Source organism: Mesorhizobium sp. WSM4311 (genome assembly GCF_002295115.1).
Lineage (GTDB): Bacteria > Pseudomonadota > Alphaproteobacteria > Rhizobiales > Rhizobiaceae > Mesorhizobium.
Map to the genome: position 1 here is coordinate 19465 of NZ_NSFV01000024.1, position 21247 is coordinate 40711.

General features: G+C 65.4%; 21 protein-coding genes. 17 read left to right on the forward strand and 4 right to left on the reverse strand.

Annotated elements, in window-relative coordinates:
• Positions 1-21: 21 nt before the first annotated feature.
• Genes CK226_RS32795 through CK226_RS32820 form a run of 6 tightly spaced genes read left to right on the forward strand, consistent with a single transcriptional unit; the run spans position 22 to position 6466 of the window.
• Positions 22-1590 (forward strand): ABC transporter ATP-binding protein, encoded by a 1569-nt coding sequence (locus CK226_RS32795; RefSeq protein WP_095794020.1) that lies wholly within the window; start codon positions 22-24, stop codon positions 1588-1590.
• A complete protein-coding gene (locus tag CK226_RS32800; RefSeq protein WP_095794021.1) occupies positions 1587-2684 on the forward strand; it encodes an ABC transporter permease in 1098 nt (365 codons plus the stop codon). The genes CK226_RS32795 and CK226_RS32800 overlap by 4 nt, the downstream gene beginning before the upstream one ends.
• A 3-nt stretch (positions 2685-2687) precedes the next feature.
• Positions 2688-3623 (forward strand): ABC transporter permease, encoded by a 936-nt coding sequence (locus CK226_RS32805; RefSeq protein ID WP_095794022.1) that lies wholly within the window; start codon positions 2688-2690, stop codon positions 3621-3623.
• Positions 3624-3670: 47 nt separating this feature from the next.
• Positions 3671-4477 (forward strand): 4-pyridoxolactonase, encoded by an 807-nt coding sequence (locus CK226_RS32810; protein ID WP_095771395.1) that lies wholly within the window; start codon positions 3671-3673, stop codon positions 4475-4477.
• Between the two features lie 25 nt (positions 4478-4502).
• Positions 4503-5681, forward strand: coding sequence for an alanine--glyoxylate aminotransferase family protein (locus tag CK226_RS32815; RefSeq protein ID WP_095794033.1), 1179 nt, complete (start codon positions 4503-4505; stop codon positions 5679-5681).
• Between the two features lie 38 nt (positions 5682-5719).
• On the forward strand, positions 5720-6466 hold the full coding sequence (locus tag CK226_RS32820; RefSeq protein ID WP_095794023.1) for an SDR family NAD(P)-dependent oxidoreductase: 747 nt from the start codon (positions 5720-5722) through the stop codon (positions 6464-6466).
• A 73-nt stretch (positions 6467-6539) separates the two neighbouring features.
• Here the strand turns inward: CK226_RS32820 and CK226_RS32825 are convergent, their stop codons facing one another.
• On the reverse strand, positions 6540-7502 hold the full coding sequence (locus tag CK226_RS32825) for a dihydrodipicolinate synthase family protein (RefSeq protein WP_095771393.1): 963 nt from the start codon (positions 7500-7502) through the stop codon (positions 6540-6542).
• 108 nt (positions 7503-7610) lie between these two features.
• Between CK226_RS32825 and CK226_RS32830 the strand changes: the two genes are divergently transcribed.
• The 11 genes from CK226_RS32830 to CK226_RS32880 all read left to right on the forward strand — a co-directional run bounded on the left by CK226_RS32830 (position 7611) and on the right by CK226_RS32880 (position 17698).
• Complete coding sequence (locus CK226_RS32830; protein WP_095771392.1) at positions 7611-8651, forward strand: proline racemase family protein; 1041 nt, start codon at positions 7611-7613, stop codon at positions 8649-8651.
• Positions 8652-8751: 100 nt separating this feature from the next.
• Positions 8752-9879, forward strand: coding sequence for a serine hydrolase domain-containing protein (locus tag CK226_RS32835; protein WP_095794024.1), 1128 nt, complete (start codon positions 8752-8754; stop codon positions 9877-9879).
• 366 nt (positions 9880-10245) lie between these two features.
• Entirely contained in the window at positions 10246-11226 is a 981-nt protein-coding gene (locus CK226_RS32840; protein WP_245437918.1) for a PilN domain-containing protein, read from the forward strand.
• A gap of 2 nt (positions 11227-11228) precedes the next feature.
• Positions 11229-11822: a type II secretion system protein GspM gene (gene gspM / locus CK226_RS32845; RefSeq protein ID WP_095794025.1), complete on the forward strand. Its 594-nt coding sequence runs from the start codon at positions 11229-11231 to the stop codon at positions 11820-11822.
• Positions 11819-12376, forward strand: a complete 558-nt coding sequence (locus tag CK226_RS32850; RefSeq protein WP_095794026.1) for a hypothetical protein — start codon at positions 11819-11821, stop codon at positions 12374-12376. The genes gspM and CK226_RS32850 overlap by 4 nt, the downstream gene beginning before the upstream one ends.
• Positions 12373-13299 carry a hypothetical protein gene (locus tag CK226_RS32855; protein ID WP_095794027.1) on the forward strand — a complete coding sequence of 309 codons (927 nt, stop codon included), beginning with the start codon at positions 12373-12375 and terminating at the stop codon, positions 13297-13299. Before CK226_RS32850 ends, CK226_RS32855 begins: the two co-directional genes overlap by 4 nt.
• Entirely contained in the window at positions 13296-14939 is a 1644-nt protein-coding gene (locus CK226_RS32860) for a GspE/PulE family protein (protein WP_095794035.1), read from the forward strand. The genes CK226_RS32855 and CK226_RS32860 overlap by 4 nt, the downstream gene beginning before the upstream one ends.
• Positions 14939-16156, forward strand: coding sequence for a type II secretion system F family protein (locus CK226_RS32865; RefSeq protein WP_095790578.1), 1218 nt, complete (start codon positions 14939-14941; stop codon positions 16154-16156). Before CK226_RS32860 ends, CK226_RS32865 begins: the two co-directional genes overlap by 1 nt.
• Positions 16153-16626: a GspH/FimT family pseudopilin gene (locus CK226_RS32870; protein WP_095794028.1), complete on the forward strand. Its 474-nt coding sequence runs from the start codon at positions 16153-16155 to the stop codon at positions 16624-16626. Before CK226_RS32865 ends, CK226_RS32870 begins: the two co-directional genes overlap by 4 nt.
• The gene (locus CK226_RS32875) at positions 16608-16982 is read left to right on the forward strand and encodes a prepilin-type N-terminal cleavage/methylation domain-containing protein (protein WP_179301176.1); all 375 of its coding nucleotides are present in this window, start codon (positions 16608-16610) and stop codon (positions 16980-16982) included. The genes CK226_RS32870 and CK226_RS32875 overlap by 19 nt, the downstream gene beginning before the upstream one ends.
• Before the next feature lie 104 nt (positions 16983-17086).
• Positions 17087-17698 carry a general secretion pathway protein GspJ gene (locus CK226_RS32880; RefSeq protein WP_095794029.1) on the forward strand — a complete coding sequence of 204 codons (612 nt, stop codon included), beginning with the start codon at positions 17087-17089 and terminating at the stop codon, positions 17696-17698.
• A 21-nt stretch (positions 17699-17719) separates the two neighbouring features.
• Here CK226_RS32880 and gspG read toward each other — a convergent pair whose 3' ends face one another.
• The 3 genes from gspG to gspD are packed head-to-tail and all read right to left on the reverse strand — an operon-like array spanning position 17720 to position 20813.
• Positions 17720-18190: a type II secretion system major pseudopilin GspG gene (gene gspG / locus CK226_RS32885; protein WP_179301177.1), complete on the reverse strand. Its 471-nt coding sequence runs from the start codon at positions 18188-18190 to the stop codon at positions 17720-17722.
• A complete protein-coding gene (locus tag CK226_RS32890) occupies positions 18190-18684 on the reverse strand; it encodes an A24 family peptidase (RefSeq protein ID WP_095771384.1) in 495 nt (164 codons plus the stop codon). The genes gspG and CK226_RS32890 overlap by 1 nt, the downstream gene beginning before the upstream one ends.
• A 2-nt stretch (positions 18685-18686) precedes the next feature.
• On the reverse strand, positions 18687-20813 hold the full coding sequence (gene gspD, locus CK226_RS32895) for a type II secretion system secretin GspD (RefSeq protein ID WP_095794030.1): 2127 nt from the start codon (positions 20811-20813) through the stop codon (positions 18687-18689).
• Positions 20814-21247: the final 434 nt, after the last annotated feature.

Sequence of the window (21247 nt, forward strand, 5' to 3'; positions counted from 1 at the left end):
ATTCTTTGGTGCAGGGCTTTCATGAGCGGTTCTTCTTCATCGTCTGTTGCCGGGCGCGACATCGTCGCGCTTGAAGGCGTGACCAAGCGGTTTCCCGGCATTGTTGCCAATGACAGCGTCGACCTGTCGATCCGTCCCGGCGAGGTGCATGTGCTGCTCGGCGAGAACGGCGCGGGAAAATCCACTTTGATCGGCATGCTGTCGGGCCTGCAGCAGCCGGACGAAGGGCGCATACTGGTCGACGGCAAGCCAACGCCGATCACATCGCCGCGCCATGCGCTGGCGCTGGGCATCGGTACTGTCTTCCAGCACATGATGCTGGTGCCGACGCTGACGGTGGCGGAAAACCTGTTGCTTGGCGGACCCTGGTGGCAACGCCCCAGGACCGAGGAGCTCGAAGCGCGCGTCGCCGAGATCACCCGCAGTCTCGGCATCACGGTGAAGCTGCATGCCAAGGTGTCGGAGCTTTCGCTTGGCGAGCAGCAGCAGGTCGAAATCCTGCGCGCCATGGTGCGCAACAGCCGGCTGCTGATCCTCGACGAGTCCACCTCCATGCTGACGCCGAAAGGCATCGACGAACTTGGCGCGCTGATGCGTCGCCTCGTCGAGCAGGGCCTGGCCATCGTCTTCATCACCCACAAGCTCAAGGAGGCGGCGGCCTTCGGCGACCGCATCTCGGTGCTGAAGCTCGGCCGCAAGGTCGGCGAGATCCCACCCGAGCGGTTTCGCGCGCTGGGCGAACAGGCGATCATCTCGGAGATCGTGGAACTGATGTTCGGCAAGCAGAAGGACGATCCGGAAGCTGTCGAGCGTCCGGTCCGTACAGTGCGGGCCGAAGCGGCGCCGCTGCTTCAGGTCGCGGATCTGGCGGTCGCGCCGACGGACAATGCGCCGGGCCTATCGTCGATCTCCTTCGACATCCGCCCGGGCGAGATCCTGGGCATCGCCGGCATCGACGGCAACGGGCAGAAGCAGCTGGCCGAAGCGCTGGCCGGCCAGCGCGCGGCGACCAGCGGTTCGGTGCGGCTGGAGGGCATCGCCATCGAGGCGCTGAGCGTCGGCGAACGCCGTCGGCGCGGACTGCGTTATCTGACCGACGACCGGCTCGGCGAAGGCACTGTCGGCACCTTCCCGGTTTCGATCAACTTCTTCCTCAAGCAGGTCGGCGCTGCGCCGTTCTGGCGCCACGGCGTCGAGCAGCGTGGCGAAATCGACGAGCGCGCCGCCCAGCTCGTGCGCGAATACGACGTGCGCACGCCAAGCCTGAAGACGCCGGTCGCCCGGCTGTCGGGCGGCAACATCCAGAAGGTGCTTCTGGCACGCGAACTGGCCGAAGGCGCCAAGGTGGTGATCTTCAACAAGCCGACCTATGGGCTCGATCTCGCCAACACATTGGCGTCGCGCCAACGCATCCGCGATACGGCGGCCCGCGGCCTTGCCGTGCTGCTCATCTCCACCGACCTCGAGGAGTTGCTCAGCATGTGCGACCGCGTCGCCGTCATCGCCAACGGAGCGATCGTCGGCACGGTCGAGAACACGGACGATGCCCGCACCAGGATCGGCCGCCTGATGATCGGACTTGCCGCATGAGCATCGACACCGCCCCCACCACCAGTGCCGCCGCGCTCGATGCCACGAGCGCGGCGGCGACGCGTCGCGACATCCTGCATCGGCTGCTGATGACGCTCGGCCCGATCCTCATCGCTCTCGTCATAGCCGGCTGCATCCTGCTTGCCGTAGGCGTCGACCCGCTCGCCTATTACGGCTTCGTGCTGGAGAAAGGACTGTTCTCCCCGCTCGGCATCCAGCAAACGCTGACCCGGATGGCGCCGTTGCTGTTTCTTGCCGCCGGCCTGATCGTCGCCTTTCGCGCGGGCATGTGGAATCTCGGCGGCGACGGCCAGTTCCTGCTTGGCGCGGTGACGGCGGCGGCCAGCGCGCCCGTACTCGTTCAGATCATGCCGTCCTGGCTGGCGCTGACCTTTTCTTTCCTCATCGCCATGGCGGTGGCGATGATCTGGTCGCTGGTGCCGGCTCTGCTGCGTGCCTATCAGGGCGTCAACGAGATCATCACCACGCTGATGATGACGTTCCTGGGCACCTCGCTCGCCAATGTTCTGGTCAAACTGGTGTTTCGCGATCCCAGCACGACCGTGCCGCAGACACGTACGCTGCCGGTGGAAGACCGGCTGCCGCGCCTGTTCGAAACGACCATCACCAGCGGCCTGCTGCTCGGCCTGGCGGCGATCATCATCGTGCATCTGGTGATGACGCGCACGGCGTTCGGGCTGAAGCTCCGGATCGTCGGCGCCAATCCGCGCGCCGCGGTCCATGCGGGGCTCGGCGTGTCTGGCCTGACCGTCACTGTTTTCGCCATTTCGGCCGGGCTGGCCGGCCTTGCCGGCGCCGTCGACATCATCGGCGTCCAGGGTAATGTCCGCGCCGACTGGAATCCCGCCTACGGGCTGGCGGTCATTCCGGCCGTGTTCCTCGCCCGCATGAACGGCTTTGCCGCGATCGGTTTCGTGTTCCTGCTCTCGGTGCTGTCGATCGGCGGCGAAAGCGCGGCGCGGCGGCTCGGTGTGCCCAATCATTTCACGCTGGTGCTGGTCTCCATCGTGCTGATCGTGCTGGCGCTCGCCGAATATGTCGACCATCGCTACAACCAGTCGAGAAAGGCTTAGGGCATGACCGGGCTCTTCAGCGAAGTCTTTCTCAGTGCGCTGCTGTTCGGCGCCGTCACCGCCGCCATCCCGCTGCTGCTGGCCGGCCTCGGCGAGCAGATGTCGGAAAAAGCCGGCGTGCTCAACATCGGTATCGAAGGCATGATGCTGGCCGGCGCCTATCTCGGCTTCGTCGGCGCCTTCTATTCCGGGTCGTTGTGGCTGGGCTTCCTTACAGGTGCCGCCGGCGGCGTCGCGGTGGCGCTGATCATGGCGCTGCTGTGCGTGCGCATCGGGCTGAACCAGATCGTCATCGGCATCGCGCTGACGCTCGGTCTAGAAGGCCTGACGGCACTGCTTCATCATTTCCAATTCTCGCGCAGCTATCCCCGCCTGCCGGCGGCGGACGCTACCGTCATTCCGCTGTTGTCGGATATTCCTGTCGTCGGGCCGGCCTTCTTCAAACACCATCTGATCGTCTATCTGGCGGTCGCGCTGGTGTTCGGCATGGGCTACCTCTATCGGCGCACGCAGCTCGGCCTCAATCTGCAGGCGGCCGGCGACAAGCCGGCAGCACTCGACGTTGCCGGTATCGACGTCATCAGGACTCGGACGATCGCGGTGCTGACGACCGGCGCGCTGGCCGGGCTCGGCGGCGCCTTTCTCGCCAATGTCGGGGCCGGCCTGTTCATTCCGTTCATCACCAATGGCGCCGGCTTTCTCGGCATCGTGCTGGCCATGCTGGCGCGCGGCCGCCCGGTCTGGGTGCTTTTCGGCGCCCTGCTGTTCGGCGTCTGCCTGTCGCTGACGACGGCCATGCAGGTGGCCGGCATCAACATACCGACCGACGTCATCCAGATGCTGCCGTTCCTGGCGGTGATGATCATGCTGGTGCTGTTCGGCCGGCGTGCCAGCCTTCCGGCGGCACTAGGCATTCCATACGAGCGCGGCGCGCGCTGACCACAATCAGATGCGCGGAAGGGACCCGCGCCAAACAGGAGGCAAGAATGTCGGATACCAAGGTCTACCTGCTCGACGGCGGCTCGCTCGTTCTCGACGGCTATCACGTGTTCTGGAATCGCGGCCCGGGCGGCGAAGTGCGCTTCCCCGTCTATTCGATCCTGATTGAGCATGCCGAGGGCCGGTTCCTCATCGACACCGGCTACGACTACGATCACGTCATGAAGGTGCTGCCCTTCGAGAAGCCGATCCAGGAAAAGCACCAGACCATTCCTGGCGCGCTTGCGCTGCTCGGGCTCGAACCCAAGGACATCGACGTCGTCGTCAACTCGCATTTCCATTTCGACCATTGCGGCGGCAACAAGTATTTTCCGCATGCCAAGAAGATCTGCCATCGCTCGGAAGTGCCGCAGGCGTGCAATCCGCAGCCTTTCGAACATCTTGGCTATTCCGACCTGAGCTTCTCGGCGGAGGCCGCCGAAGCGCGTGGCGCGACCGCGCAGCTGCTGGAAGGCACGACGCGCGCCAACTCGACCTTCGAGGGCATCGACGGCGACGTCGATCTCGCCAAGGGCGTCAAGCTGATCTCGACACCAGGCCATTCGATCGGCCACTACAGTCTGCTGGTCGAGTTCCCCAAGCGCAAGCCGATCCTATTCACCATCGACGCCGCCTACACCCAGAAGAGCCTGGAGACGCTGTGCCAGGCGGCCTTCCACATCGACCCGGTGGCGGGAGTCAATTCGATGCGCAAGGTGAAGAAGCTCGCCGAGGACCATGGCGCCGAGCTGATGTACTCGCACGACATGGACAACTTCAAGACCTACAGGACCGGCACGCAATTCTACGGCTGACCGCCGCCAATCCGGAGACAAGATGATGCCCTATCCCGAACACGCCGATCCGGTCATCACCCTGACCGCGGGGCCGGTGAACGCCTATCCAGAAGTGCTGCGCGGCCTCGGCCGCACGGTGCTTTATGATTACGATCCTGCGTTCCAGCTCTTCTACGAGCGTGTGGTCGACAAGGCGCAGAAGGCGATGCGGCTGTCGAACAAGCCGGTCATCCTGCATGGCGAACCGGTGCTCGGCCTCGAGGCGGCGGCGGCGTCACTGATCGCGCCCGATGACGTCGTGCTCAACCTTGCCTCGGGCGTCTACGGCAAGGGCTTCGGCTTTTGGGCGAAACGGTACTCGCCGCATCTGCTCGAGATCGAGGTGCCCTACAATGAGGCGATCGACCCGCAGGCGGTCGCCGGCATGCTCAAGGCGCATCCGGAAATCACCATCGTCTCGGTCTGTCATCACGACACCCCGTCCGGCACCATCAATCCGATCGACGCCATCGGTGAGCTGGTTTCGGCGCATGGCGGTTATCTCATCGTCGACGCGGTCTCGTCCTTTGGCGGCATGAAGACGCATCCAGAAGACTGCAAGGCCGATATCTATGTCACCGGCCCCAACAAATGCCTGGGCGCTCCTCCCGGCCTCACCATGATGGGCGTCAGCGAGCGGGCCTGGGCCAAGATGAAGGCCAATCCCCTGGCGCCGCGCGCATCGATGCTCAGCATCGTCGATTGGGAAAACGCCTGGTCGAGGGACAAGGCGTTTCCGTTCACGCCGTCGGTCTCGGAGATCAACGGGCTCGATGTCGCGCTCGATCTCTACCTCAATGAGGGACCGGAGGCGGTGTGGGCGCGCCACGCGCTCACCGCCAGGGCCATGCGCGCGGGCGTCACCGCGATGGGCCTGGCGATCTGGGCCGCCAGCGACAGCGTCGCGTCGCCAACGACTACCGCCGTTCGCACCCCCGACGGTGTCGACGAGAAGGCGCTTCGCCAGGCCGCGCGCGCCCGCTACGGCGTGGTGTTTTCGTCGGGCCGCGGCGAGACATTGGGGAAGCTGACGCGCATCGGCCATATGGGGCCGACCGCCCAGCCGATCTATGCCATCGCGGCGCTGACGGCACTTGGCGGCGCCATGAATGCCGCCGGCCAGAAACTCGCAATCGGAAAAGGCATCGAAGCGGCGCTGGCCGTTGTCGACGCCGACGGCTGAACAGACATCACCAGATCACGGATTGAGGGAGCATTTTCATGACTGAACGGCTTGCGGGAAAGACGGCCCTGGTTACCGGCGCCGCACAGGGTATCGGCAAGGCGATCGCCGCGCGGCTTGCCGCCGACGGGGCAACCGTCATCCTCAGCGACATCAACGCCGAAGGCGCCAAGGCATCCGCCGCGTCGATCGGCGGGAAGGCGAGGGCGATCGCCTCCGACATTTCCGATCCGGCCTCGGTCAAGGCACTCTTCGCCGAAATCCAGGCTCTGACCGGAGGGATCGATATCCTGGTCAACAATGCCAGTATCGTGCCGTTCGTCGCCTGGGACGACGTCGATCTCGACCATTGGCGCAAGATCATCGACGTCAATCTCACGGGGACCTTCATCGTCACCCGCGCCGGCACGGACCAGATGCGCGCGGCAGGCAAGGCCGGGCGGGTGATCAGCATCGCCTCCAACACCTTCTTTGCCGGCACACCGAACATGGCGGCCTATGTCGCGGCCAAGGGCGGCGTGATCGGTTTCACCCGGGCGCTGGCCACCGAACTCGGCAAATACAACATCACCGCGAATGCGGTGACGCCCGGCCTGATCGAGAGCGATGGCGTCAAGGCGAGCCCGCACAACGAGGCGTTCGGCTTTGTCGAAATGCTGCAGGCGATGAAGGGCAAGGGGCAGCCGGAACATATCGCCGATGTGGTTTCGTTCCTGGCCTCCGACGATGCGCGCTGGATCACCGGCCAGACGCTGAATGTCGACGCCGGGATGGTCAGGCACTAAGTCAGACAGCGGCTGCTCAGCCCCGCGATGCAACCGGCGGCCGTACCATGGCCGCCCGTCGCATCTGCCAGGCTCAGGCTGCGGACCTTGCAATCACACCGGGTTGCCTCGACCATTGGGCATACCAGCTGTCGAACAGTTTGAGCTGCGCTTCGGCATAGCCGCGCTGGCTGTCGGTCAGGGCATCCGTGTCGTTGAAGTGCAGCAGGTACTCGGGATTACCCTTCAGCACCATCATGTGCTTGAAATAGAGCACCAGGTCTGGGCCTTCGTCGAAGGAGGACAGCACGGCGAGCGCGGCGTCCAGTTCCAGCGCGCGCTGGCGGGCCTCGGCGTCGCCCTTGGCTGCCGCCTGGCTCAAGCCCACAAGGTGCAGCACTTCCTTTGGCAGGACGTTGCCGATGCCGGTGATGGCGCCGGACGCGCCGCAATTGACGAAACCGTGGAAGACCGCTGTGTCGACGCCGATCATCAGCGTGACCTCATCGTCGCGGCTGGTGATGTTTTCCGCCGCGTAGCGCAGATCCGACGGGCCGCCGAACTCCTTGAAGCCGACCAGGTTCGGATGTTCGGCGCGCAGCGCGAAGAACAGGTCCGCACGTGTGGCAAAGCCGTAATAGGGGCTGTTGTAGATGACCGCCGGCAGGTCGGGCGCGGCGGCAAGAATTGCCTTGAAGTGATGGCGCTGCGCCGTCACCGAGGGCCCGCGCGACAAGACACGCGGGATCACCATCAGGCCCCGCGCGCCGACCTTCTGGGCGTGCGCCGCATGCGCCACGGCCTTGGCGGTGTTGACCGCGCCGGTGCCGACGATCACCGGCACGCCGGCCTTCGCCAGGCGCTCGACGCCTTCCATGCGCTGCTCGTCGGTCAGGAGCGGCCAGTCGCCCATCGAGCCGCAATAGACCACAGCCGACATGCCGGCCGCGATCAGCTCTCGTCCCTTGCGCACCAGCGCGTCGAAGTCGGGCTGGCGGTCCTGCGTGCATGGGGTCATCAACGCCGGCATGCAGCCGGAAAAAACATTAGAGGTCATTTCGGATTCTCCTTGAGGCTTGCACGCGGATTGATCAGTTTGTCCCGAAGCGGCACGGCTTGCCAAGCAAAATAGTCGTGGCCGCCAGGGACCAACGCAGGAACAGCAATGCGCAGCAAAACCAGCATTCGTGTCGTCGGCTGTCATGCCGAAGGTGAAGTCGGCGACGTCATCATCGGCGGTGTCCTGCCGCCGGCTGGCCGCACGATGATGGACAAGATGATCACGATGGAGCGCGATCATGACCATATCAGGCGCATGCTGATCTGCGAGCCGCGCGGCAGCGTCGCGCGCCACGTCAACCTGCTCGTTCCGTCGACGCGCGAGGATTGCGCCGCCGGCGCCATCATCATGGAGCCGACAGAATATCCGCCGATGTCCGGATCCAACACGATCTGCGTCGCCACGGTGCTGCTCGAGACCGGCATGGTGCCGATGCAGGAGCCCGAGACGCGCTTCAAGCTCGACATGCCGGGTGGCGTCATCGAGGTGCGCGCGCAATGCCGCGACGGCAAATGCGTCTCGATCACGTTGCGCAACGCACCCGCCTTTGCCGAACGTCTCGACGCTGCCATCGAGGTCGAGGGGCTGGGCACGCTCATCGTCGACATCGCCTATGGCGGCATGTTCTACGCCATCGTCGATGCCAAGGCGCTCGGCTTCTCGGTCGCCCCCGACGAGGCGCGCGAACTGGCGGTGGCCGGCGAGAAGATCAGGCGGGCCGCGCGCGGGCAGCTCGATGTCGTGCATCCGCAATTCGACCATGTGCGCGGTGTGTCGATCGTCCAGTTCGCCATGCCGTTCCAGGGGCCGGGCAATGTCACGCGCAACACCTGCATTGTCTCGCCGGGCCGCTCCGACCGCAGCCCGACCGGAACGGGTACGTCGGCCCGCATGGCCGTGCTGCAGGCGCGCGGCATGATGGGCGTTGGCGACGTGTTGATCCACGAATCGATCATCGGCTCGCGCTTCACCGGCAGGATCGTCGAGCTGACGGAAATTGCTGGGCGCAAGGCCATCGTTCCGGAGATCACCGGCCGGGCCTGGATTACAGGCGAGCACAGCTACTATCTCGATCCGACCGATCCCTATCCCCAAGGCTACGTGCTGTCGGATACCTGGGGCACCTCCACCTCGGTGAAGCAGTAGGCCGAAGCCGGCAATTCACTGGACTGGCGGGTTCTCGCCAAGCCAGAATGGCCTCAACGGCGGCATGCCCGTCATATCAGTACCTGGTGAGAATTCACGCATGAACATGGATGGTATCTGCGATCCGCGCTTTGGTGCCGTGCGCGCGGCGTTTGCCGAGTGTTTCGTCGAGGGGCTGGAACATGGCGGTGGCGTATCCGTCGTCGTCCACGGCAAGACTGTCGTTGACCTGTGGGGCGGTCATGCCGATGCCGCGCGAACCCGCCCGTGGCGGCAGGATACGCTGATCAATGTCTGGTCCTGCACCAAGGGCGTCGTGGCGCTGGCGATTGCAATGTTGGTGGAGCGCGGCCGGCTGGACTATGCCGCACCCATTGCCCGTTACTGGTCGGAATTCGCGGCCGGCGGCAAGGAGCGCATCACGCTCGACCAGGTGATGTCGCACCAGGCGGGGTTGAATGGTCTTGCCGTGCCGATGGACGAGGCGGGTATGTTCGCCTGGACGCCCTTTGTCGACGCGCTTGCGGCCATGCCGCCGCTCTGGGAGCCCGGCAGCCGCTGCATCTATCACGCGCTTACCTACGGTAATCTTGCTGGCGAAGTGCTGCGACGCGTCGACGGACGAAGCATCGGCCGCTTCATCGGCGAAGAGATCGCGGGCCCGCTCGGAGCCGATTTTCATGTCGGTCTGCCGGACGGTGAGGATTCCAGGGTCGCCGAGATGATCGAAGGCCCCGGTGCCTCGGACTGGGTCGACTTTGTCCGCGCCTCGCCCTTTCCCCACGCAGCCGACAATCCGGCGCCCCGTGCATTGGCCCCCAACGACCGCGTCTGGCGCGCCGCCGAGGTGCCGGGCGGCAATGGCCAGTCGACGGCGCACGCACTGGCGCGTATTTACGGCATGATGGCAGCCGGTGGCGTCTGGGAGGGCCATCCACTGATCGGCCGCGCGGCAATCGAAGCGGCGGCGCGTCAGCGTGTTCGCGGCACGGACGAAAGCTTTGCCGCACCCACCGCCTTCGCCGCCGGCTATCAGATGGAAGATCCGGTCTATGGCGGCCGTGCGTCGCCGCAAACGTTCGGCCACACCGGCTGGGGCGGCGCCATCGGCTTTGCCGACCCCGGTGCCGGCGTCGGTTTCGGCTACGTCACCAACCGCATGCTGGGTTTTGACGACATGGACCCGCGCCGCAAGATGTTGATCGAAGCCGTATACGACTCGCTCTGACTGAATGGCTGAGAGCCAGCCGAGTGGCCCGGCAGGCCGGAAGCGGTGCGCGCTCGGCGGGGCGAAAAGTGACCCTGGTTCACGCCGGCGGCTTGCCGGCTTCGGGTCGTTCGGGATTGTAGGCCCATCCTTCCGATGGAAGACACATAGCTCCCTCGCTATCCCCCGGCGTTCCAACAAAAGCTGTGGCTAATCCCTCTCCTGCGCCTTCGCAAATATCCGCATCACGCCACCATCTGTAGTAGTCTCGGCCTGAAACCCCGGCTGAGAATCAGCCGGGGCGGCGGGTGGTTGATTGTGGCGACATTCAACGCGCAATTTCTGGATTTTTTCGACTGGTGGCTCGATGAGCTGCGAGGGGTCTGGATGCGTGTTGTTCCCAGGAAAGAGCAAGCGTCCGCCGCCGACTGGATCGTCAGCCTGGCGGATGACGGCATTCGTGTGCGCGAGGCCAAGGCGCCGGAGTTCCAGTCGATCCCGCTGGCGCTGACGGCTTCCTCCGACGAGATACTGGCACTGCTCCAAGGCGGGTCTCGGCGCAGGCGGCCGAGCTTCGATATCAGCATCCAGCCAGGCCTGTTCCTGCCCCGCCATCTCGCGGTGCGGCGGTTGCCGGTTCGGCAGGCACGCGACATGGCCGAACTCGACCTTATGGCTTCGACGCCGATCGACCCGGCGCAGGTGCATGTCGTCTTCGCCACGACGGCGGCGCAGGACAGCGTCTACCACGTCGTCAAGGCCAAGACGCTTGCCGCCGTGCTGGACGCGGTCCGCCGCGCCGGCGGGTGCGTTCGCTGCCTGTCGCTGTCGCACCCGGCCGGCACGCTGCGCGGCGATCCGCTGAGCCTCGCCGCCATCTGGCCGCCGACGGCGCGTGACCGGCGTGCCAGGACCGCCTGGATTGCGGCCCTTTCGGTGCTGGCCGGGGCCGTGCTGGTGACCTTCGTGCATGCGCATTGGCGCGCCTGGCAGGCCGAGGCTGAACTGGATACGCAGATCGCCGATGCGCAGGTGCTGGCCAAGGCGGCGCGCACCTCGCTGCAGAAGCGCCAGGCCGGCATTGAGCGGATCGAAAAGATCCGCCTGGAAAAGAAGACGACGGCATCGCTGGTGCGCGTATGGGCCGAGCTGACGCATCTGCTGCCCGACACGGCCTGGCTGACCGATCTCTCGGCCAAGGGCGACGACCTGACCATATCAGGTTTTTCCACCTCGGCCGCCGAGCTGATCCAGCCGATCGACGCCTCGCCACTGTTTTCGGCGCCCGAATTCGCCTCGCCGGTGGTGAAGGTTCCCGGTCAGGACGGCGAGCACTTCACCATTTCGGCCAAGATCGGGGCGCTCTGACGATGCTCTCCGCCATCCTCAACACGAGGCCGACGATCCGCCGCCTGATTGCGCTGGCGATCGCCGCGGTCACGGCCTGTGTGCTTGCCTGGCTGGTGTACGCGGCGTTCGACAGCGTCGCCTCCGCACAGGCTGGGATCGAGGAAAAGCGCGAGCTTCTCGGCCAGCTGCAGAGCGTGGCCGCCCTGGCAAAGCGCCTCGACAGCGCCGCCAGTCCGGAAGCCGCGGCCAATCCCGAATTTCTCACCGGCGGCAGCGAGGCGATCATCCGCGGCGGGCTGCAGACCCGGCTGAACGCGATTGCCGCCGCCAATGGGGTCAGCGTGCTGTCCGCCGGCAATGCACCGGTGCTCAGCGAAGCCGGCGTCGATTTCATCGGGCTGCGGGCCAACCTTTCGGGGCCGCTGGAAGGCATCCACAACGCCATTCTCGCCATCGAGACCTCGCTGCCGGTGCTGTTCATCCGCGAAGCCACTTTGCGCACCACCGATGTCAGGCCGGCGGCGGGACGGACCGGCGACCCCGAGCTTTTCGCCGAGATCCTGTTTTACGGGCCTTTGCAAACGCAGATGGCACCCGCCGGGGTCAAGCCATGACCGGGAAATTCACCGGCCTGGCGATTGCGGCGGTGATCGCGGCCCTCGCTTTGGTCAATGTCGCGCTCTACGATACGCCTGTCGACATCACACCTGTGGCCTCCGGCAAGGGGCACGATGGCGGCCCAACCTCGGTGGCGGGATCGCTGCAATTTCCCGAAGCCGGCGATTTCAGCGAGACGTTCCAGCGCCCGCTGTTCACGCCGACACGCCGGAAATTCGTGCCCCCGCCGGTCGCGCCGCCTCCGGTGGAGGTTGCCGTTGCGCCGGTCGAGCCGGCGCCGGCGCCACCACCACCCGAAGCCCCACCGGCCGTCGCCCCATCGCTGCTGGGCATCAGCATTCACGGCGGCGCCGCGAAGGCGCTGCTGCGCGTCGCCGGCAGCAAAGCCGCGGTCTGGTATGGCAGTGGCGACACTGTTGACGGCTGGAGGGTGTCGGCGATCGACAAGGATCAGGCCGTGCTGGAGCGGGATGGCAAGCTGGCGCGCATCCCGCTTTATCCGCCATGGAAGAATGCGCCGCCGTCACTCCCGAGCGAACCGCAACTATGAGCGACCGCGCTCCCCATGACAGGGCGGGCACCAGCTCGCGGGATGAAAGCGCCCGCAGCGGCTTCTCGCTGGTTGCCGTGCTGGTGTTCATGCTGATCGTCTCGGCGATCGTCGTCCCCTTTGCCGTGACGGCCAAAACACGGTTGATGATCGCCAACAGCGAGGTCGAACAGGAGCGCCTGTCGCTGCTGGCCGAAGGCCTCGGCAATGTGGTCGCGAGCATGTTGACCGGCACCTCCGGCCGGCAACAGTTTCCGCTGGATTCCACGCCGGCATCATGCCGGTCGGCAGGGTTCAGTTTCGCCGTGCGCGTCCAGGATCATGGCGGGCTGATCGATCTCAATGCCGCGGATGACCGCCTGCTGGAGCTCGGCTTCGCGGCGCTCGGCTTCGAGCAGCGGGCGTCGACCGAACTGGCCAAGGCCGCGCTCCGGTTTCGCGACAACGCCAAGCTGTTCGCCGACCTGCCGCGGTCGAGAAGCGCCGTCGGGCCGCCCGAGGACAAGCAGGCGCCGTTCGAATCCGTATCCGAACTGCAGGAGTTTTCGGCACTGTCGTCGATACCCCTGCGGACCTTGAATGGCGTTTTCACGGTCAACTCGAAGCGTGGCACGATCAGCGCCGACCGCGCGCCAGACCGTCTGCGCGCCACCCTTGCCGGTGGCTCCAGTGCTTCGGTCGTTCAGGCGGTGGCCGATGCGTCCGCCTATACGGTCGAAGTGGTGGTGAGGCGGGACGGCTCCGGCATCGCGGGCGAGGCCGGGTTCATCATCGAAAAATCTCCGACAGGCGCGGCATTCTCGCGCGTCTCCCGGAGCCCGGCCGCCGAAGCCGGCGCATTGCCGCCGGTCGCCGGCATCGCCGGCTGCGAGGTGCTTTTCGGCAATGAGGCGGCGCAGATCCTGCGGGGGTGGAGCTCATGAACGCTGCCGTCCAGACGAAGGGGATCGAGGCGTTTCTCGCCTTTCTCGAGGGCGAGAAAGTGCTGACCGCGCATGCCGCCCAACGCGCCTTGGGGGCATCGCGAACTTCGGGACATCCGTTCGATACGGTGATGACGGAACTTGGGCTGATCGGCGAGCAGGAGCTTGCCAGCAGCCTCAGCCGCTACCTCGACGCACCGATGCCGGTCGAGATCCCCGAACAGGTCAGCCCCGAAATGCTGGCAAGCGTGCCGCTGGCCTATCTCAGGGAAAACGCCATCCTGCCGCTGCAGATGGACGCCGAACGGCTTGTCGTCGCCGTGGCGGATCCTTTCTCTTCGGCCACCATCGATGCACTGGCCTTCCACTATGAGCGGACCCTGGCGCTGCGCATCTTGCCAAGGCGCCTGATCGCCGAATGCATCGACCGCATCGAGCAATCAGCGCTGGCTGCCGTTTCGAATGGCGGCAGCAACGGTGAAATCCTGGATTTCGGCCCTGACGACCTCGAGCGCTTGAAGGATTTTGCCCGTGAGGCGCCGATCGTGCGCTTCGTCGCCGAGACCATCCATAAGGCGGTCGATGCGAGAGCCACCGACATCCACATCGAGCCGCTCGAGGACCATGTCCGCATCCGCTTCAGGCATGACGGCATGCTGTCCACCGTCGACACCGCGTCGATCGCGATGCTGTCCGGTATCTCCACCCGCATCAAGATCCTGTCGCGGCTCAACATCGCCGAACGGCGCCTGCCGCAGGACGGGCGCATGCGTATTGCCGTGCGCGGCCGCGACGTCGACCTGCGCGTCTCGGTCATTCCGTCCATTCACGGCGAGGCCATCGTACTGCGCATTCTCGATCGCGCCGGCGTCGAACTGAAGCTGGAGAAGCTTGGCTTCGATGGTGCCGCGCAGGCCAAGATCCGCAACATGTCGCAAGCGGCCAATGGCATCGTGCTGATCACCGGGCCGACCGGCAGCGGCAAGACGACGACGCTCTATTCGATCCTGGCCGAGCGTTCGCGGCCGGACGTCAAGATTTTCACCGTTGAGGATCCGGTCGAGTACCGCATGGCCGGCATCACCCAGTTGCAGGTCAATCCCGCGATCGACCTCGACTTCGCCGCTGCCTTGCGCTCGATCCTGCGCCAGGATCCCGACATCATCCTGCTCGGGGAGATTCGTGATCGCGAAACGGCGCAGGTCGCGGTCCAGGCGGCCTTGACCGGCCATCTCGTGTTCTCGACACTGCACACCAACAGTGCCGCAGGCGCGCTGACGCGGCTGCGCGACATGGGCATCGACGGCTATCTGCTCGGCGCGACGATCCGCGGCGTCATCGCGCAGCGGCTGTTGCGCCGTATCTGCCCGACCTGCCGGGGCGCGGAGCAGATCGGACCGGCCTGCCGCACCTGCAACGGCTCCGGCTACAGCGGGCGCACGGTGACCTATGAAATGCTGCAGGTGTCACCGCGCATTGCCGAGCTTATCGATCAGGGCGCCGGCGAAATGGAGATCGGCCGCATTGCCGCCGAGGACGACCTCGTGCCGATGTCGGTCCATGCAACCGCGCTTGCCCGATCGCAGGTCACCACGATGGACGAGGTCCGCCGTGTCATCGATCTCGCGGGAGGTGACTGATGCCGGCCTTCGCCTATCGCGCCTACCTGGCCGACGGCTCGACGGAGGCCGGCGTTCTCGATGCGTCGACCAAACAGGACGCCGCCCGCAAATTGGCGCAGCAAGGCCGCCGCTCCTACCATCTTGCGCCGGTGAACAGCGAAAGGCCGCAGCTTCGCCTGCCGGGGCGCAGCGCGCTGACGCTGACCCGCAGGGTCGACCTCAGCCGACTGTTTTCCGAGCTTGCGGTGTTGCTGAACGCCGGTTTCACGGTCGACCGCGCCTTGGGCGCGGTCATTTCCGGCGAAGCCAACCGGCAGCGGCGCCAGCAACTGCAATCGGTGCTCGACCTGACGACCGGCGGCCGGCCGATCGCCGAAGCCTTTGCCGCTCTGCCGGGCATCACCCCGGACGTTGCCGCCTTGCTTGCCAGCGGCGAGCGCAGCGGCAAGATGGCCTTTATCTGCCAGCGGCTGGCGGACACGTTCGAGGCGACGGCCAAGCGCCGCGCCGCGATCATCGAGGCGCTCGCCTATCCGGCCTTCCTGCTCCTGGTCATGAGCGGCGCGCTGGTCATTCTGGCAACGGTCCTGGTGCCGGCGCTGGAGCCGATCTTCGAGGGCTCATCGGCCCCCAAGCCGTTCACCATGACCATGCTTTCCGCCTTCGGCACGGTGTTCCGCGACTACCCCTTCATTTTCCCGCTGGCTGCGATGCTTGGCCTGCTTTGTTATCTCCTGCTGTCCCGTTCCGCCGGCGCCAGAAGACAGCTTTCGCGCTGGCTGTTGAAGATCCCGCTGATCGGCGCGCTGGTCAGGGACGCCGTGATCGCGCGCTATCTCGAAACGCTTGCGCTGCTGCTCGGCAATGGCGTGGCGATGACCGAGGCGCTTGGCCTTGCCGCCAATGTTTCCAGGCAGAGTTCGCTGGCGGCAAGCTTTGCATCGATCGAAGACAATGTCGCCAATGGCGCCCGCCTGCACGGCGCGATCGTCAAGGCAGGGATTTTCGATCACGCGACAATGTCGCTGGTCTCCCTTGGCGAAGAGGCCAATGCGCTTCCCGTGGTGCTGGATCGCGCCGCCAGGATGCTTCAGCTGACGCTGACGCGGCGGATCGACACCGTGCTGAAGCTGTTGACGCCGGCGCTGACGATTTCGCTCGGTTTTCTCGTCGGCAGCCTGGTCATTTCGGTGATGACGACGATCCTCAGCATCAACGATCTGGCGCTGCAATGACCGCCGCTTCCGGAGCCGACGCACCGGCGGACGCAACGGCGGGGTTCACGCTGGTCGAGATGCTGGTGGTGCTGGCCATCATGGCGCTTGTCGCGGCCATCGCCGCACCGGGGCTGGTCAGCCACTATCGCACCAGGAGCCTGGAGACGGTGGCCGGCGAGATCACCATGCGGCTGCGCCTGTCGCGCACATCGGCCATCGCCACCGCCCGGCCGAAGCAGGTCCTTGTCGATCTGGGTAGCCGTTTCATCCGTTTCGGCGAACGAGACAGCCTGGCCTTGCCGGACGATGTCAAAATGACCGTCATCACCGGCCGCGAGACTGTCGTCGCCGACCGGCAGACGGTGCTGACCTTCCTTCCCGACGGCCGCGCTTCCGGCATGGACATCACGCTGCAGCAAAAAGGCCGGACGGCGCGCATCGCGGTCAACTGGCTGACAGGGCTTCCGACATGGCGAACCCTGCCGTGACCGGGTCATTGCCCCAACCGTTATCCGAAGATGGATTCTCGATCCTGGAGATGATCGTCGCCATGACGATCCTGGCGCTCGTGCTGGGCATCGCCAGCCAGTCGATCGTGCTGGCCAGCCGCAGCATTGCCGCGGCCAAGCGCCAGGTCGAAGCCGCCAGAACGGTTCGCATGATGCTGGCCGACTACCAGGCCCGGGCACAAACCGCGGCGCAACCCGGCTGGACCCTGAAGACCCGCACGATAGACGTCGCGAAAGCGAAGGTGACCGCTGTTCTCATCGAGAAGCCGGGCGGCGCGTTTCCAAGCGGGTCGTTTCTGACCTTTGTGCCGGCGCAAGGCCCGGCCGCGCCATGAGTTGGCCGCTCTCCCGCACTCGGACGAAGGCCCGCGCCGTTCGCCGTCATCTTGCGGGTGCTGCTTCATTGGGCGTCGATGCGCATCCGCAACCCTCTGCACCGGTGGCGGGTTTTGCGCTCATCGATGTGTTGGTGGGGTTGGCGCTGATCGGCGTCATCACATCGCTGATGGTGGTCTTTCTCGGCCAGGCCCGAACGATGATGCGCATCGAAAAGGCAACCGAGTTCCAGATGGAGGCCGATGCCGCATCGCGGTTCCTCGAAACGGCGATAAGCCATGCCGAGCCTTTGCCCCTGTCGAAATCGTCGCCGGACCAGGTGCTCTATCTCGGCGGCGATGCTGCCCGGATCGAGTTCAATGCCGTTCAGGCGATCGGTTTCAAATCCTCCGCATTGCGCGAGATTACCGTGTCGCTTGGCGACGGAGGCCAGACGGGACCCGCCCTGGCCATCGTCCAGAAAACGCGGCGCGGCGGCAAACCCGGCGCAGCGGTGCCCGGCGAACCGGTGCGGCTGATCGGCGGCGTGAGTGCCATGAAATTCGAATATCTCGACAACGCGCTGGCGCCGCCATCGTGGCTGCCGGGCTGGAATGCGCCGCGGCGACTGCCCGCCGCCGTGCGCTTCACCCTTTCGGTGGTACGCGATGGCGCGGCCTATTCATCGCGAGGGTTTGCCCGCCTCGATCTGGCCGGCCCCCCTCGCACGAATTGAGCGCGCTCTCTCCGGCCGCCGTCAGTTGGTGACGTCCTGATCCTCGCCGGTGCCGTCGGGCTTGCCGTCCTTGCCGAGGCTGCGGATGACCACGCCATTGGCATCGGCCTTCACTTCGTATGAGTAGGGCCTGCCCCATGGATCCTTAAGGCCGGTGCTTCCCTTGAGATAGGGCCCGTTCCAGCGCGTTTCACCGGCCGGCTGCGCGACCAGTGCGTTGAGCCCCTCTTCGTCGGTCGGGTATTTCGCATTGTCGACATAGTAGAGTTCGAGCGCGCTTTCGATGTTGCGGATCTGCGCCTTGGCCGCATTGGTCCTGGCCGCGCCGAGATAGCGCAGCACCTGTGGCGCCGCCAGCGTGGCGATCAGCGCGATGATGGCCAGCACGACCAGAAGCTCGACCAGGGTGAAGCCGCTTTCGCGATCGTCGCGAGCACGGCCTTTTGTTTCGGAGGATTGAAGGTTTTCGGAGGGTTGAAGAAAGCGCATCATCAGAGCAGTCCCATGTCTAGACCTGCAAATTGCTCCAGCGCCCAGCTTGCGCCGAGGCCGATGGCGATGAACGGACCGAAGGCGACGCGGGCCCGCGCTGCCGCCGGCCCTGTCGCGACCACCTGTCCGCCGACGAACAGCAAAGCGCTGGCGCTGGCGATGAACAGCAGCACCGGCAACAGCAGCGGACTGATCCAGCACGAAGCGGCCGCCAGCATCTTGACGTCGCCGAGGCCGAGGCCGATCCGGCCGGTCATCAGGAAATGGCCGCGCCGCAGCAGCCAGGCAGCCGCGAAAGTCGCGGCGGCGAAGAGGATCTGCACCGGCACCCCCTCGGCGTCCGCCGCCAGCTGATAAGAAAGGCCGATGCCGGCGAGCGCCAGGTTGAGCCCGTCCGGAATGATCTGCCGGCGGAAATCGGTGATCGAAATGGCGGCGAGAACGGCCGCCAGGGCGACCGTGGCGGCAAGCACGAGAGAGGGGTGCGTAGCCATCGTCAATATGCCAGCCTCTTCAGATCCTGCTGCAGCTTGGTGCCGCCGCGCCGTTTCTGGATCGGCGTCTGCAGGCTGATCTTGCCGCGGAATTCGTCGGTCACCTCGCGGGCTTCATTGATGTCGCGCACGACATGCGGCCGGATGAAGATGATCAATTCGGTCCGCCGGATGGTGTCGTTCTTTTGCTTGAAAGCATTGCCGAAAATCGGGATGTCGCCGAGGATCGGCACCTGGCTGCGGTCGACACTGTTGTTCTGCTGGATGAGGCCGCCCAGCGCCAGGCTCTCGCCGTCATTGACCAGCACGCGCGTCTGGATCTTGCGCTGCTGGATGGTTGGCGAGTCGATATCGGAACTGTCCGTCTTGGTGACGTTGCTGACCTCCTGCTGGATGTCGAGCATGACCCTGCCGGCATTGTTGATGCGCGGGGTCACCGTCAGGATGACGCCGGTATCCTTCATCTGGACCGAGTTGATGATCGGCGCGCTGCCATTGCCGGTGTCCTGCGACTGCTGGGTCAGGATCGGCACCTGGTCGCCGACCTGCAAGATCGCCTTCTGGTTGTTGAGCGCCATGATGGTGGGCGCCGAAATGACGTTGACGTCGGTGATCTTGGAAAGTGCGCTGAGCGTCACCTGGATGTTGTCGGTTGCATAGCTCCAGTTGAAGCCGGGCAGGGTGGCCGCCGCGGCGGCCTTGGCCACGTCGGTCACGGAGACCTTGGTGCCGCCATTCTCGAAGAACCAGCGCAGGCCGTATTTCAGGTCGTCGTTGAGCGTGACCTCGGCGATCACCGCTTCCAGCATGACTTGCGTCGGCAGCACGTCGACCTTGGTCAGGATCTGCTCGATGCGCTGGTAGTCGCGCGCCGTGGTCTGGATCAGCAGCGCATTGTTCTCGACATCGGCGACGACAGTGGCATGGGCGGGCGCCTCGTTGTCCTGCTGGGGCAGCGAGGGCGAGGGCCCGGTCAGCGGCGCCGGCGTGACGCCGTCCGACTGCATGGCGATCGGCGTCTGGTCGGGCGATACGTTCGAGCCGCCCGATTGGCCTTCTGTCTTCACCGTGGTGCCGAGAACCGAACTCAGCACCGATGCCAGTTCCTTGGCCGGCCGGTTCTGGATCTGGTAGACGAAGAGCTGGCTTTCATTGGTCTCGGCCAGCCTGTCGAGCTTGTTGATCCAGGTCGCGGCGCGCGCCAGATAGGCCGGGCGCGAGGTGATCACCAGCACCGAATTCAGCCTGTCATTGGGGATGAACTGGATGAGCTTGGCGCCCGGACCGTCCTTGGTGCCGAAGATCGAATCGAGTTCGGCGGCGACCGCTTCCGGCTTGGAGGTCTTCAAGGGATGCAGCGCCACCGACATGCCGCGCATCCAGTCGACATCGAACACCGAAACCGCCTCCCGGATGGCATTGAGGTCGCTGTCGCTGCCGGCGACGGTGATGATGTTGCGGGTGGAATCGACGCGCAGCACCGAGCCCTGGCGGGTGATCGGTTCCAGAATGGTCTTCATCTCGTCGGCGGCGATGAATTGCAGCTGCAGCACCTGCACCTTGACGCCGGGGCCGGACGGCGAGGTCGACGGCACGCTGACCGGCGGCGTGCTGGCCATGATCTCCGACAGCGGCACGATCTGGTAGGTGCCGCCGCGGCTGGTGATGCCGGCGGCGTTCACCGCCAGCGCCGATTGCAGGATATCGACCAGCGCATCCTGCGACACCGGCTGCGAGGTCTGCAGCGTCACCGTGCCCTGCACGCGCGGGTCGACGATGTAGTTGAGGTGCAGCGCATCCCCCAGCACCGCCTTGGCCGCGTCGGCGATCGGCGCATTGACCAGATTGAGCTCGAACTTGCCGGATCCATCGCCAGTCACTTTGGTGACCGGGGCGCCCGACGAGACGAACTGGCCGGTGCCCTGATATTGCGCGCCGTTGAACCGCTGTGCCGCGTTCGACGCCGAAGTGACGGCGGCAGGCCCGCTATAGCCCGCCCGCAGGGGCGAGTTCTTGGCGTGCAGGCTGTCGATGGTCTCGGTGAAGAAGTCCTTGCCTGGCGCGGAGGTGCAGCCGGCAACAGCCAGCAGCGTGAACAACACGACGCAACGACTCGGCTTGCTCGACATCCACCCGATTCCCCAAGGGCTTCAGTCTAGGGCTTCTTGCTGGCGGATGTCGGGAATGATGGCGGTGTTTGGGGTCTATCCACAGGGTAGGTGGTGGAGGGGGGACGGGTTAGGACCGGAGCGTCAGCGATCTGGATATAGATGGACGACGGCTGCTACTTCGGCAGAGAAGCGCAAACTCGCTCGGGCTGCTTTGGCCTCAAGGGTTGGCATGGCCTTCGCCGCCTAGGCGGCCAAGCCGCCATGGCAAAAGTGCACTGTCACCGTAATTCGCCCGCGCGGCGTGCATGGGCATCCGCACACGCACGCCACGGCATCCGTCTCGACCAGATCGTACGGCCCGCTCGATGATGGCGGACGGTGCCTCATTGGCTGCAGATCGGCAGCGCCATCGGGCTCACCTGTCAGATGCGCCCGAGCGCTTGACCAGGGCC